The following is a 14,267-nucleotide window of genomic DNA, read 5'->3' on the forward strand; positions in this document are numbered from 1 at the left end:
AATTTAAGGTCAGAGCGCTTCCCTGAGCAGGTTCACCTTATCCAGACGCTCCCAGGCCAAATCAAGTTCAGGGCGTCCAAAATGTCCGTACGCAGCCAACTGCTGATATATCGGCTTTCGCAGTTCAAGATTTTCAATTATGGCCGCAGGTCGCAAGTCAAAGTTTTTGCGAATAAGATCTTCTATAGCTTCAACCGGTATTTTTTCAGTACCGAAAGTTTCAACCATCAGCGATACAGGATGAGCCACACCAATCGCGTAAGCTACCTGCAGTTGGCACTTTTCGGCAAGACCGGCTGCAACAACGTTCTTGGCCACGTACCTGGCAGCATATGAAGCAGAACGATCTACCTTGGTGGGATCCTTTCCGGAAAAAGCTCCCCCACCGTGTGCTGCGTATCCACCATAAGTATCAACAATTATTTTTCTTCCGGTTAAACCGGTATCACCCTGCGGCCCTCCAACAACAAAGCGTCCGGTTGGATTGATCAGAAAACGGGTTTCCGGCATGATCAGCTCCCCCGGAACAACTTCACGGATGACATGCTCAACGATATCCTTTTCAATTTGCTCCAGCGTTATTTTATCACTGTGTTGGGCAGAAACTACTACGGTCTGAAGATGAGACGGCTTCCCGTTACAGTAGGCAACACTAACCTGGGTCTTGCCATCAGGACGAAGATATTTCAAAGTTCCATTCTTCCTGACAGTGGCCAATCTTTGAGCAAGCTTATGAGCCAAAGAAATCGGCAAAGGCATCAGCTCAGGAGTTTCATTACAGGCAAAGCCAAACATTAACCCCTGATCTCCCGCCCCGATATTATCGTAGCTGTTAGTTTTCTGATCAAGCCTTGTCTCAAGTGCCCGATCAACTCCCTGGGCAATATCCGGAGATTGTTCGTCAATTGAGCTGATAACGGCACATGTATCACCGTCAAAACCATATTTAGCCCTGGTATAACCTATAGATTTAACCTTTTCTCTTACTATTTTGGGAATATCCACATAACATTCCGTAGTTATTTCGCCGCAGACGAGAACCAAACCGGTCGTCACCATTGTTTCTGCTGCCACTCTGGCTTTCGGATCACATTCAATAATTGCATCCAGGATAGCATCAGATATCTGATCAGCCAGTTTATCCGGGTGCCCTTCAGTAACTGATTCTGAAGTAAAAAGGTAGTTATTTTGATGCATGGGAAACCCTCCTTATAAAGAAAAGTTAAGTTAATAATTTTCTAAGGTTAAACCTTGTCACGATCGATAAGAGCAAACCACAACTCACCGGAAGCAACTACTTTTCCATCAACCTGTGCTTCTGCTTCACCTTTACCGATATTACGCCTCATACCGGTCATGGTAATCGTCAGATAAAGCTGATCGCCCGGCTTTACAACCTGCTTGAAGCGGAAATTGTTGATTCCGGTAAAGAGGGCAAGCTTATTCTCATTTTCTTTAAGGCTCAGGACCGCCACTGCACCGACCTGGGCCAGAGATTCTACAATCATAACTCCGGGCATAACCGGTTCCCCGGAAAAATGACCCTGGAAAAAAGGTTCGTTGATCGTTACATTTTTAATTCCTGAAGCCTTTTGCCCCGGCTCCAGTTCGGTAATTTTATCTACCATCAGAAAAGGATACCGGTGTGGAAGGACAGATAAGATTCTTTTTATATCCAGAGGTTCCTGAAGCATCTGAAAAATCTCCTCTCTGTATTTTTTTAGTTATTATTCCAGGCATTATTTAATATCGATACAACTTCCTGATCACTGACCTGTTCAAATCGCAGATAGAACTGACCTACGGCAGCAAAATTCTCAGGTGCTTCAAGATAAACAAGTTCATCTACTTCTTTTTTTAACCTGGCCAGGGTATCAGGAGGACCAACCGGAACAGCAAGCACCAGCTTTTGCGGTTTCTTTTCCTGCAAACTGCGCAGGGCGGCAAGAAGTGTATAACCTGTTGCCACCCCGTCATCAACCAGGATTACGAGCCGGTTGTCGGCAAAAGGCATTGGCCGGCTTCCGCGATATAGCTTTAAACGACGTATAATCTCTTCCTTTTCTTTTCGCGCAGCATCATCCAGGTAACCGGAAGTCACTCCCAGCCTGGAAATCAACTGGTCATTAAGCATGGTAAAACCATCGCCGGTTACCGCACCGATGGCTAACTCATTCTGATGGGGTGCTCCGATTTTTCTGGTTATGATCAGATCGAGTTCTCCTCCCAGGGCTTTCCGGATCGGTTCGGCAACTGTTACCCCACCACGGGGAACTGCCAAAATTAAAGGATCCTTACCCCGATAGACAGAAAGTTTTTCTGCCAGACGTCTTCCAGCCTCAAACCGATCGGTAAAAGGCATTTCAATCATCTCCCGGTTAGTAAGTTTAGTTACCTTTCCAATTAGTTACAGTTTAAGCAAATTTAAAGATCCAGAGATTTAAAAAGGTTTTGCGCGGCTTGTACGGCAGTAGAATCAGCCGGCAAACCCAGTAAGGCTTTTCCATTAAGATCATATTCAGAAACCAGGGGATCATGCGGGATCTCCCCGAACAACTCCAGGCCACTATTTTGTACTTCCCGATCAAGCTGAGAAGCATCCCCCTCACGGCTGCGCCCGATAACCAAACCCATTTTTGACACAGCGATCTGCACGTTTTCAACAATGCTTTTTACCCGGCCGGCAGATCGGACTCCACGTGCTGTTGAATCGCTGGTCACCAGAAGAAGATCGACCATGGGTAACAGCCTCCGGCTTAGATGCTCCAACCCCGCTTCATTGTCTATGACCATGTAATCATAGTTCTTGCTGATTTTTTCAAGGTACCTTTTCAGCAGATCATTGGGATAACAGTAGCAACCCGGCCCCTGAGGATTTCCCATCACCAGTAGGTCAAATGCTTTATCTTCAACCAGCGCCCTGCTTAAACGGTATTCAATAAAGATGTCTTTGGTCATTCCGGTTGGTACTGCATCGGGTTTTTTTGTATCTTCCAAAATGGTACCGATAGTTTCTATAACTTCAAGACCAAGGGCTTCATTCAGGTTTGCATTTGCATCTGCATCGACGGCAAGTATACTTGTACCCGGTCGATTTTCTACCAGGTAGCGGATCAGCAATGCTGAGAGGGTAGTTTTTCCGGTTCCCCCTTTTCCGGCAACTGCAATTCTTTTCGTCATTGTTACTGCCTCCTGTAATCATAATCTTTTTATAAATATTAAATAAAGGTTTCTTGTCAGAGCCTGCCAGATAATACTTCTTCCAGCTGTGATATTGTACTACAAGGCCACATTTCAACCAAACCGGAAATCTCCCTGATCGATCGGAAATCCGCCCAGTGTGATACAGGCAGCGGATTTAGCCAGATTATTCTTTTTACCTTGTCTTTGATCATTTCAAATTCTCTGACAGCCTGGTCAATCTTTATAGTTTTTGCATCGCTGACAACAACGATCGTTGTTTTTACATTCAGGTGATCCGGAAACCGTTTTTCAAGATCTTCCAATGCAAAACCGAGATTTGTACCGCCACCCCAATTTTTACTCTGGCGAACAATCCGATCCAGCAGGTGATTTAAACCCACCCGCCCCTTGAGTTCAGGCGTAAGATTTTCCAGGGTATCAGAGAAGCTAAAACAGGACAGTTCTCTGACTATCTGACGTAAACCATGTAAAAAATGTATTACAAAAGTGCTGTAACGCTTCATCGATGCCGATACATCACACAATAATAAAATTTGCTGTTTTGTCCGGCGTTTGGGGCGGTGTTTCAGGCGAAATATAATACCCCCATAGCACATATTATCACGTAAAGATCGGCGTAAATCTATTTTTCCATAACGAAATCCATAACTTTTTCTGCGTAATATTTTAAAGGCCAATTTTCGCGATAACTCCTGCAGTTGCTGCTCAGCAGCAGGAAAATCAGCTTCTTTGATTGTCCGGATATCAAGCTCACAAAGATCTAAATCTTTCTTACCCGTGCCGGATCCAGCATCTGAACCGACTGCACTGTAAGCTCCTGACGAAGTAAAATGTTCCTGCTGGCGGCAGTATCGAAGATGACTTTTAACTATTGTTTCGAGTATTGGCTTGAATTGCGGCTCCACATTTACCCCGTTCTCGGTCTTTCTGACAAAACTCTGTAACCTTTCACGCTGTCCAGCAGTTAAAGCGCTGTACTGCTCTAATTCTCTCGATTCCAGTCGAAGGGGTTCTCCCTTAAACTGCAAGTCCAGGTTGGCCTGCTTCAGTTTATCTTCAAATTGTTTTTTATATCCTGACAGTTCCCGTACTTTATTTCCATGGTTTTCCGATGATGAAAAAAAGTGATCAAACAGCAAATCAAAGGTCTGTTGGTCTCGGCGGTTTTTAACAAGGGTAGCCTGCAGGGCAGATTTAAAATGACTCTTTGAGGCAATATCTGTCCATTCAAGGGCCTGCAGAGCGTCAAATATTTCTGTTGTACTGACCGGAAGCCCTTCACGTCGTAACAAATTTACGAAAAGTGCAAAATTTTGATCAAAATAATTTCTTTTCTCCTTTATGATTTGCACCGGCATGTTTCACCTTCTGAACGATCTTGACGTAATATACTGGTTATACCCTCGGTGCCGATTTCTTTAGTGAACAAGATCTGGTCAGCCCGGGTTTTTAAAACAAGATTCATGGTATCGGCAACCAGTGTGCCGTCGAGCCGGGTACAGTTCATCGTGACAAGAGCCTTTGCCCAGTCAAGCGTTTCGGCAATCGATGGTTTTTTTCGGAGGTTTGCCTGCTGACGAAGCTCATGGATAACAGCAGCAATTTCCCAGGCCAGCCTGTCCGCAACTCCGGGAACCTTAACTTTGATAATCTGGATTTCTTTTTCAATTTCAGGGAAATCAAGATAGAGGTACAGGCAGCGTCTTTTTAGGCCATCCGAAAGCTCACGTTCATTATTACTGGTTAATACTACAACAGGGATATTTCTGGCCTTAATTGTTCCCAGTTCCGGTATGGAAACCTGAAAGTCGGAAAGAACTTCAAAAAGGAACGCTTCAAATTCCGGATCACACTTATCGACTTCATCAATTAAAAGTACGGCCTGTTTTTCAGCCTGGATCGCTTTCAACAGTGGCCTCTCCAATAAGTATTGTTCAGAGAAAAGATCTTCTTCCTTAATCTGTTCTTTTTCCAGGTTTCGGTTCATCTGAATCCGCAGAAGTTGGCGCTGATAGTTCCATTCATATAAAGCTTTGGTTTCATCAAGGCCTTCGTAACACTGCAGACGAATCAGTTCTGTCTTTAAAACTTCAGCCAGAACTTTCCCCATCTCAGTTTTCCCAACTCCCGGCGCGCCTTCAATTAACAGCGGTTTTTGGAGGGCAAGCGCAAGATAAACTGTGAGAATTGTACTATCATCGCAGATATATCCAGCCTGATCAAATTTCTTCTTAAGTGCTTTTATATTCTCATTCATGGCCTTTATTCTTCTTTTCCTTTATTTAGATTTTACTTTTTTCGCTAGTAGATCCAGATCTAATGATACTACATCAAAACGTGCCGGGCAAACTGGACAACTATATTCACTAAGCTGGTCAGATTATGTTAGAATTACTATTGAAAACAAACAATTAAATTACGGAGGTTAAAATGGCAAAATTTAATGGTCAATCCGAAACAGGAAAAATAGATTCCATCCTGATGAAGAAACCTGAAACTGCATGGAAGAGTCAGGAAAATATCAAGAAACAGTGGCAAAAACTGCACTATCCAGCCGAACCGAACTACGAAAAGGTTTTGAATGAATACAGCCAGTTTACTGCTATCATTGAAAAGTACGTCCCTGAAGTACATTATCTTCCTGAAAATGATCATACCAGCCTGGACTCGATTTATACCCACGACCCGGTAATAATCACCAAAGGCGGGGCTATTCTATGCAATATGGGCAAATATGAACGCAAGCCGGAAGCTGAAGCAGCCGGGAAATATCTTGAAAAGATCGGCATCCCGATAATCGGTAAGATTGAAGCACCCGGAAAAATTGAGGGCGGAGATATAGTATGGTTTGATGATGATACAGTAGCTGTAGGCCTCGGTTATCGCACAAACAGCGCCGGAGTTTCCCAACTGCGTGATTTGACAAAAGACATGGTTAAAGAAGTAATAGAAGTCCCGCTCCCCCACGGAAATGGTCCTGCAGAATGCCTGCATCTAATGTCAATGATCAGCCCGGTCGATCGTGATCTTGCTGTAATATATTCACCGCTGATGGTTGTACCTTTCCGGGATCTTTTAATTGAAAAAGGATTTCGATTTGTGGAAGTTCCCGACAGTGAATATGACACTTTTGGCTGCAACGTTCTGGCCCTGGCGCCACGGATATGTGTCATGATTGCCGGAAACCCGAAAACCAAAGCCGGCCTGGAAAGAGAAGGGGTTACAGTCTTTGAATATCCTGGGGAAGACGTTTCAATAAAGGGTGGCGGCGGACCAACCTGCCTGACCAGACCACTGTTCCGTTTATAGATTCAATATGCGTATAATCAGAACCCACCCATTGTAAAAGGGTGGGTTTTTACTTACAACTGGGCATTCTCTAAAATTTTATTTACAAGTTGTAGCTTCCCCCCGGGGCGAGTATGACACAACTGCTTCCGGTTTCAGATTCAACCTTTTTCTTAAACTCATCAGGATTTGCTTCTATAACAGGCCAGGTATTGTAATGATAAGGAATTACCACTTTTGCTTTCAGAAATGAAGCAGCAATAACTGCATCATCTATGCCCATTGTAAAATTATCACCAATTGGCAGCAGAGCCAGATCAATTTCGTCTAACTCTCCAATCAGTTTCATATCGCTGAATAGCGCTGTATCACCGGCAAAGTAAACATTTTTGCCATAATAATCGATTACAAATCCGCAGGCATGGCCTCCGGGCACCCCGGCGCCATGAAAAGCCAGGGTTAGTTTAACTGAACCGAAAGGAAATTTATGCCGGCCGCCCAGGTGCTGGGCATGGGCATTGAGACCTTTTCCCCGGACAAGTTCCGCCACTTCAGCTGTGGAAATAATAGTTGCATCATTTTTCTTTGCTATTTCACAGGCATCGCCAAGATGATCATCGTGCCCGTGCGAAATGAGTATATAGTCGGCCTTGACTTCATCGATCTTCACCGGTGCCAGGGGGTTGCCTGTTATAAAGGGATCAAAAAGCAGTTTTTCCCTGGCATCGTCACTTAACCGAAATGCAGCATGGCCCAAAAAGGTTAGCTCAGCCATTTTAAAACCTCCTCATCTGTTTAATATACTATACAGCAAAATAAACTTCTGCTTCCTGCCCGGCAATGGGCTCCAGATTATCTACATTGCCCTGGAAAATATATCTACAATAATTAAATGCCCAGTTCTTCTTCTCTTCTGCGAATAATCGAGAGAAGTTCCTTATGCACTTTATCAGGTAGCGGCTCGGGCTTATGGGTCTCGAGAATTTCTCTTGCTTTTTCATCACAGGATGCGGTCAAGTCTTTTGAACCGCGTTCAGCCCAGAACTGGCGCATCCGTCGATCAATCAGTTTTGGCTCTGAAAGCTTTCTCATGTGCTTGTATGTATGATCCTCGGCTAAGAAGTGTCCCCGTGCACCTACACTTTTGATCACATCCACAGCCAGGGTTTCATCATTTACCGGAATTCCTTCCAGGACTTTTCTCGTCATGGCAATGATCTCATTGTCCATAACCAGCTGCCCGAAGCTCATGGTCAGCCCCATCTCCAACATCCCCCCGCCGTAGATCATATTGGCCCCTGCCAATGCCGGCAGCAGGGTAGTCAGAGTTTTTTCATGCCCTGATTGCGCATCTGAAATCTTGCTGTCTCCCTAAGTACCCGCTACATAACTGGGAAGGCGGTACATCTGAGCCAGCTTGGCAACAGCAGCGCTGATTAAACCAAGTTCAGGGCAACCAACTGTAGCTGTTGTCAGCTTCAGATCAATCATTGAAGTGGAACTGCCGTACATCACAGGTGCCCCTCTGCGCGTAAGCTGGGCCAGAACAATCCCGCCCAGTACCTCTGCATTGTGAGTAACCAGGGTACCGGCCAGGGTTACCGGCGACGTTGCTCCCGCCAAAGCCATCGATAAAATATTCTGGGGAAGATTCGCCCGGGCATATTCGATGATCGGGTCAGCACAACCTTCAGAAATAGTCAGCGGACTTTGTGGACATGTACAACCCGAGACAATCGGTCTGTCTTTTAAGTTCTCCATTCCCCCGGCCACCGCAGCTGCCATTTCAATTAGCAGTTGGGCTGAACGTTTATCGTGACAGGGCTGCGGAACATGCTTGGTGGTGTTCGATACCGTAACCTCGTAATTATGAAGACTTTCCATTTCAGGATGAACATCCCTGGGAGCAACAGTATTTTCAAGCATATCGTATTGATCAAGAGCATCGACTAGCCTGGCCACATTTCCCTTGTCGGCCTTTGTTGACTGCCGGTATTCACCGGTATAGGGATCTATAACCATAACCCCTTCTCCGAAAGGACAAAAATTTACCCTTCCGCTCTCCAAAACAATGTCGTTTTTTGGATCCCGTCCTGCCAGAAAAACCTTTTTCGGTGCGGAAGTAATCGCGTCTTCGACGATATGAACCGGGATTTTTACTGTTTTACTGTCCCTGTCTACTATGCAGCCTCCATTTTCATAAATATCAATCGCATCGTTACTCTGAACGTATAAGCCGGTATACTCCAAAACTTCAAGAGTCGCATCATGGATCATTTCCAGATCTTCTCTGCTGAAGAGGCTAAGACTACAACCGATAAAGGTGTTCCTGCCAGCTATCGGATTTCTTTTCAATAGTGTCACCTGCCTTACAAATTATTTTAATCCTGTTGCTTTTTTAAAGCGCTCAACTGAGTTAATATTAATACCAAGCACTCTGGCAATCCGGATCTTTGCCCCTATACCTTTTGCTGATCCCGGTTCGGGCATTGAATAACCTAATCCCAATAATTTTCTTATATCACGCATTACAGAGCAATCGCTTAACTCAAAAGAGGTAACTCCCAATCTATCGGCTACATACTTCTTTGCGGAGTCGAGCTTCATTCCTTTCGACAGCTGCATTCTTAGCACCAGATCTCCGGCCGTTCGAATGCCGCCCATTCCGACTGCGACTTCCTGTGTAGCTTCATTACCAAAAGGATCACCTGAACCTACCTATAAACCATCTGCTTTACCAATCTCGATCAGCGCCTTGGCTGCTCTTGAAACGGTATCTACGGGGGGAACCGGTGTCATCGGTGTAGCGCCGACGCCCATACCAACATTAGCATGAACAGGTATGTTGGCAGCTTCCGTGCAGGCTTTCATAAAGGTTACGGTCCTGGCCAGGTTCCAGGGAAAAGTTTTATTACTATTGGTATTTATAACAGGGCCAAATATACTTACCCCTGCCTTCTCGGCAAGTTCAACCTGTCGGTGTGGGTACAGACCGGCAACTCTTATACCTCCAAATTCTAACTTGCCATGCATGCCCAAAATAAATTCCCCGGCCATTCCCATCTCTATACCCAGGTGAGGATATTTTTCCTTTATAGCCCTGATAGCCAGGAGTGCAGCCAGTACATCGGCATCTCCTGAAGCACCGCAGGTATCAAAATTCATTCCGTCCGCGCCTGCTTCATACATACCGCCCGCAATATAAACCATGTCTTTGACTGCATGCTCAATCGCTTCTTCCTGGGCATATCTGGCCTCTTCAATTTTCCCCTGCGGCAGAAGTTCCGACCAATTTTCCACCGGACCGTCCGGTTTGGTATAGAGTCCCAGGTTGGGCATTGCCCCGTAAAGAACCGGCATTACTGTATTGAGTTGGATATTTTCCATAACCTTTACTTCGTCATGCAGAATTGCTTTTACTGATTTATAGCTGTAGTCAATATTGCCCAGGTCTAGGGAGTCAGCACACAGCACCTTCTCATGAACCTGAACAGCAGTTGCCCTGTCCATAGAAATATCCGACTGGTAATTGATCTTGAATGCTCCCGAGTCTGAAGAGGTTACCACTTCTTTGCCTTTCAATACGCTGCAGACATTTACCGGTGAGGTAATAATTTCAAAAAGATAATCAATTTCATCACCTGATAAATCTGCAATTTTCCCCCGTTCAGCAGCATCTGCGGTACCGGTCTTAAGGTCAGTGTAAATTTCATCTGAAGTAAGATATACTCCCGAACCATCACCCATTCTTGTAAAGTGTTTTTCCAAGTTAACACCTCCCATCTATTCTTTATTCAGGGGTACCGGAAATTGATTGCATTCGATCACCCTTAATCCCCAGGTAGATAAAATAAATGGTATAAAATGCTGCTACAACCGCGCCGGGGAATGATGCGATCTCGTTAAATAGAGCTAAAGCCAGGGTTGATGAAAAAGCAGCTGTTTTTATTGTCGCCAGCAGAATATAGCTCTGTCTCTCCGGGTGAGCGATAGAGAGTTTTTTACCCATATAATCGACAAAGTAAGCCAGAAAAAAAGTACTCATAAAAGCGATAATAATTACCCGGATGAGTAGATTTGGCTCAGATAGAAATAAAGCACGATTTAAACCGACTACAGAAAATATAACCACGAAAAAACACCAATTGATGATCGTACCTTTATACTTTTCTATGTAAGAATTAATTTTTAAAAAGCATAGTACCCTTGATAGGACGAGCGGGATTAGGATATACTGCGTCATGGCATATACCAGTCTGCTGGTGGGGACAGAACTTCCTCCGATAAAAACAGAAACCATGATAGGAGTGATGATGATGGATAAGAAAAATGCACCATATAAACCAACCAAAGTCAGTCTTGTATCACCTTTCAGAATATAGGTGAATGGTATAACCACGACGCCCGGTGGTCCGGCAGCAACCAAAACATAGCCTGCCCAAAGGTCCGGTTCAGGTATGAGCCACCAGGCTAACAGCAATATCAGGGATCCCAAAACAAAATAGTTAAAGAAAACTCCGGCTACAATCGGCTTTATAGTTTTGGAGACGGGTATGAAGTCTGCAATACTTATTTGAGTGATCGATACTGTTAGGGCAATGAGAAGTGCAGGAAATGTTGCAGAACTTGTATATTTCGCCAGATCACTGAATATTAAACCCCCGGCAAAAGCAGACACCATGATAAAAGTGCGATTGCGCAAAAGAGAGATTACTCGGTTGGTCATATGGGTGGACAGACCTTCTTTTTATTAGTATGCCTTAAGATAATCATATCAAATATTTGCGCTCTTGTAATATATATTCGTTTCTCAGAGGAATGTTGTTCGAGTCTCTTAAGTTAAGGTGGCAGATAAATAAAATGACCATATGACAAGAATAATGTTTCAGAAAATCTTATCTGATGAAGAAAAACACTATCGTGAGTTCACAAAACTGCTTGAATAAGGGCTTGATAAACGACTGATAACTATACCAATATGACCAATCGTTTATTCTCTAGTACTGCAAACATGACAAGCAAAAACCCGCATTTTTAGCGGGTTAGGTTGGAGCCGGCAAGAGGACTTGAACCCCCAACATGCTGATTACGATTCAGCTGCTCTACCATTTGAGCTATGCCGGCATTGTGCATAAAATATTATAGCCTAGTTCACCGGTCTCTTCAAGAAGATCCCTGTTCAAGATAGGTCCGGGCCAGGTTAATATATCTCCGGTACATTCCATCTGCCCCGGGAGCTATATAAACATTTTCACCCAGGATTGGACTTTGCTCTTTGAAAGGTAAGACCGGCATCTGTAACCCCCCTTTTTAACTTTAATCAATCTAATTTTTTAACTCAATACTGCCCCATGCGGCAACCCTGCTGCCGTAAATGATTAAAATCCCTTTGATACCCTCAATGCTTTTCCCAAAATCAATTGCGCTTTCCATATCATCCGGGTTTTTAACCAGGTTACCCAATGCTGTGGCCACCGCATCGGCTAAAGGAGCTGATTGTGAGACAACTATCGCAGCATCGGCATTTCCAAAACTTATAGAAGGTCCGACTGTTCCGGAAGAAGTACAGATACCCGAGGGAGTATTTTCTGGATTTACCCTGAGAGCCAGTTTGCCGCTAAGGGGTGAATTTCCGGCATAAATTCCAACTGTAACCGGCTTTTCAACATTCAGGTAGATATCTCCACCATTTTCAACAATTACTTCCGGAGAAAAACTGTTAATATATATTCCGACGGCTTCTGCAAATGCTCCTGCCACGGCAGCCATCGGTCCAACTCCAGCCCGGTTTCCTGCCCTGGTCATAACTTTAAGAATTTCCGGAGCATCAGGTGTAAGAATGCAGGGTTTGAGGCTGGCCAATATCTCAGGATGTTCTTTTAAATATGATTCAAGGGGCTGCCTCATATTCCAGATTTGCTTTTCAACAAGGGAGGGCAGCTCTGCATGATAAGTATCACGGCTCACAGCAATCCATAAATCGGTTTCTTTAATAGCTACGGAGAAAGAGGTCAACCTTGGTTCGGCTATCCTATGCCGGTAAAACCTATTACTGCTCATCTTGAATATTCATTATCGGCGAGAGTTTCCATTGCCCTGGCCGGACAGGCTTTCAAACAGAGTTCGCAAACCACACATTTTTCTTCAATAAATCTCACGGTCATCTCAGGCCGGTCAAATACCAGGGCATCAGTGGGACAGATCACAGTACATGCTCCACAATGCGTGCAGAGATCTTCGCGCCAGATTATCTGCTGTTCAAGGCCGATTATCTGCAGACCCTGACTCCTCATCCAATCAAGAGCTTTTTGGTAGCTCGATTCATCTCCGCTTAGTTCCATCATCAGGCGGCCTTCTTTGTTCGGATTAATATCAGCCCGGAGAATATTAACCTGCAGGCCAAAATCCTTGATCAGATGATAGATGGTGGGCTGCTCAACTAACTGTGGTGGGAACCGAAGAACAACTTTTTGCTTGATCATTGATTGTCCTCCTGCTCTTCCGGATCTCTCTGGGGCATGGTTTTGAGAGTTATCCCGGCCTCAACTGACGGAAGTAATGCTGCCGGTTGGGTTAGTTCAAATTGCCCTGCTGTTATCCAGGATTTTAAAGTTTCTGCAATCTCTCTGGCACCCGCGTAACTTGACAGTGATGCCGTGGGGATCGATTTACCGTTGATTGTAATGGATCCGCTCTTAAGCTGGGCATAACTCACCAATCCGAGATTTCCGGCTTCGCGATTTGGGTATGCATGTGAGTAATCAACTACCGGTGCAAATATATCTTCATCCCGGACAGCGCAATAATTCATTATTTCTTCATCAAGGATGGGTATAGGGATGCCAATTCCAACCTGAAGGGTCGCACCGTAACCAAGGTAACTCAATCCCCTTAACCATCTTTGCTGCATCTGCTTCAGGTCTCCGATTAAAGCCAGTGTCCCGGCGGGAGACGTGGGAGTTCCGTTTTCCGCCCTACCGGCGGAAGGATTATGTTGAGTGCCATGCCAGGCTACATAGCCAATCCCTCCACCAAGGAAAATACGGGTCCCTATGCCGGTTACTTTAAGCAAAGGATCATTGAAAAGAGGGCTTAACTGGCCGGCAGAGCTGTAATTCGCATTTCCCATATTAGGTTTGAGGATACCCATGTAAGTATAGATCGTCTTTTGGCCAGAATTGATTGCCACATTATAGTTCTGATAGGCATTACGGGGGTTGTATAGTGTGGCTTCGTTGATCTCAGACAACCGGAATTTAGTCTCGATTTTTTTCAGGGGATAGCAATCGGTCCCATATGCTGTTGCCTCCAGCCTGATCTCTTTGCCGGCAACAAGATCCTCAATGACATGGCCGCCGCCATATGGGAATTTTCCGGGGTAGAAGTGATTGGCCGGATCAGAATCAGGGATGGCTGTAGCTCCGAGATAGAGATCAACGGCAGCGATGCCGGTATAAGCCGGAACGCTGTTTAACCAGGCATTTTGTATTTTTATCCGGGGTTTGGGATGTCCCACATTTAAAAAAACACCTGAGGAACACATAGGGCCAAATGTTCCCGTCGTAACAACATCAACATATTCGGTAGCAGCAGCCGCTCCTTTTTCATCTACCAGGTTGATAACCTCTTCTGCAGTGAAAACAACCGCTTTGCCCTTTTTAATTTTTTCATTAATTTCTTCTATACTTTTCTTGACTTTCAACGAGCCCTCCTCCAATACCTGAAATGCTTGATATATTCTTCAAAAGCTGATTAGCAATAAATCTTTGCAAGAA

13 protein-coding genes, 1 tRNA gene and 2 pseudogenes are annotated in these 14,267 nt (G+C 44.7%); 1 reads left to right on the forward strand and 15 read right to left on the reverse strand.

The annotated features are described in order from the left end of the window. Positions 1–9: 9 nt before the first annotated feature. From metK to SCJ97_03890, 6 genes are all read right to left on the reverse strand, one after another. Entirely contained in the window at positions 10–1,197 is a 1,188-nt protein-coding gene (gene metK, locus SCJ97_03865; protein MDW7739178.1) for a methionine adenosyltransferase, read from the reverse strand. A 47-nt stretch (positions 1,198–1,244) separates the two neighbouring features. Then, positions 1,245–1,694, reverse strand: coding sequence for a 3-hydroxyacyl-ACP dehydratase FabZ (gene fabZ / locus SCJ97_03870; protein MDW7739179.1), 450 nt, complete (start codon positions 1,692–1,694; stop codon positions 1,245–1,247). A gap of 26 nt (positions 1,695–1,720) precedes the next feature. Further along, positions 1,721–2,362, reverse strand: coding sequence for a phosphoribosyltransferase (locus tag SCJ97_03875; protein MDW7739180.1), 642 nt, complete (start codon positions 2,360–2,362; stop codon positions 1,721–1,723). Between the two features lie 62 nt (positions 2,363–2,424). Next, on the reverse strand, positions 2,425–3,180 hold the full coding sequence (locus SCJ97_03880; protein ID MDW7739181.1) for an AAA family ATPase: 756 nt from the start codon (positions 3,178–3,180) through the stop codon (positions 2,425–2,427). A gap of 56 nt (positions 3,181–3,236) precedes the next feature. Next, complete coding sequence (locus SCJ97_03885) at positions 3,237–4,556, reverse strand: VWA domain-containing protein (GenBank protein MDW7739182.1); 1,320 nt, start codon at positions 4,554–4,556, stop codon at positions 3,237–3,239. Then, positions 4,544–5,461: a MoxR family ATPase gene (locus tag SCJ97_03890; GenBank protein ID MDW7739183.1), complete on the reverse strand. Its 918-nt coding sequence runs from the start codon at positions 5,459–5,461 to the stop codon at positions 4,544–4,546. Before SCJ97_03890 ends, SCJ97_03885 begins: the two co-directional genes overlap by 13 nt. A 173-nt stretch (positions 5,462–5,634) precedes the next feature. Between SCJ97_03890 and SCJ97_03895 the strand changes: the two genes are divergently transcribed. Beyond that, complete coding sequence (locus SCJ97_03895) at positions 5,635–6,513, forward strand: arginine deiminase family protein (GenBank protein MDW7739184.1); 879 nt, start codon at positions 5,635–5,637, stop codon at positions 6,511–6,513. An 82-nt stretch (positions 6,514–6,595) separates the two neighbouring features. Here SCJ97_03895 and SCJ97_03900 read toward each other — a convergent pair whose 3' ends face one another. The 9 genes and pseudogenes from SCJ97_03900 to SCJ97_03940 form a co-directional block, all read right to left on the reverse strand. Further along, a complete protein-coding gene (locus SCJ97_03900) occupies positions 6,596–7,267 on the reverse strand; it encodes a metal-dependent hydrolase (protein ID MDW7739185.1) in 672 nt (223 codons plus the stop codon). 113 nt (positions 7,268–7,380) lie between these two features. Further along, positions 7,381–8,856: pseudogene (locus SCJ97_03905) on the reverse strand (trimethylamine methyltransferase family protein). A 12-nt stretch (positions 8,857–8,868) separates the two neighbouring features. Further along, positions 8,869–10,275: pseudogene (gene mtbB / locus SCJ97_03910) on the reverse strand ([dimethylamine--corrinoid protein] Co-methyltransferase). A 7-nt stretch (positions 10,276–10,282) separates the two neighbouring features. Further along, positions 10,283–11,218, reverse strand: coding sequence for a hypothetical protein (locus SCJ97_03915; protein MDW7739186.1), 936 nt, complete (start codon positions 11,216–11,218; stop codon positions 10,283–10,285). A gap of 322 nt (positions 11,219–11,540) precedes the next feature. Then, positions 11,541–11,616: transfer RNA gene (locus tag SCJ97_03920), tRNA-Thr, on the reverse strand. Between the two features lie 39 nt (positions 11,617–11,655). Beyond that, positions 11,656–11,787, reverse strand: a complete 132-nt coding sequence (locus SCJ97_03925) for a hypothetical protein (GenBank protein MDW7739187.1) — start codon at positions 11,785–11,787, stop codon at positions 11,656–11,658. 30 nt (positions 11,788–11,817) lie between these two features. Continuing rightward, positions 11,818–12,552, reverse strand: coding sequence for a UPF0280 family protein (locus SCJ97_03930; GenBank protein MDW7739188.1), 735 nt, complete (start codon positions 12,550–12,552; stop codon positions 11,818–11,820). Beyond that, positions 12,549–12,974 carry an NIL domain-containing protein gene (locus SCJ97_03935; GenBank protein MDW7739189.1) on the reverse strand — a complete coding sequence of 142 codons (426 nt, stop codon included), beginning with the start codon at positions 12,972–12,974 and terminating at the stop codon, positions 12,549–12,551. The genes SCJ97_03930 and SCJ97_03935 overlap by 4 nt, the downstream gene beginning before the upstream one ends. Further along, the gene (locus SCJ97_03940) at positions 12,971–14,194 is read right to left on the reverse strand and encodes a homocysteine biosynthesis protein (GenBank protein MDW7739190.1); all 1,224 of its coding nucleotides are present in this window, start codon (positions 14,192–14,194) and stop codon (positions 12,971–12,973) included. The genes SCJ97_03935 and SCJ97_03940 overlap by 4 nt, the downstream gene beginning before the upstream one ends. Positions 14,195–14,267: the final 73 nt, after the last annotated feature.

The organism is Bacillota bacterium, from assembly GCA_033549065.1.
Lineage (GTDB): Bacteria > Bacillota > Dethiobacteria > DTU022 > DTU022 > JAWSUE01.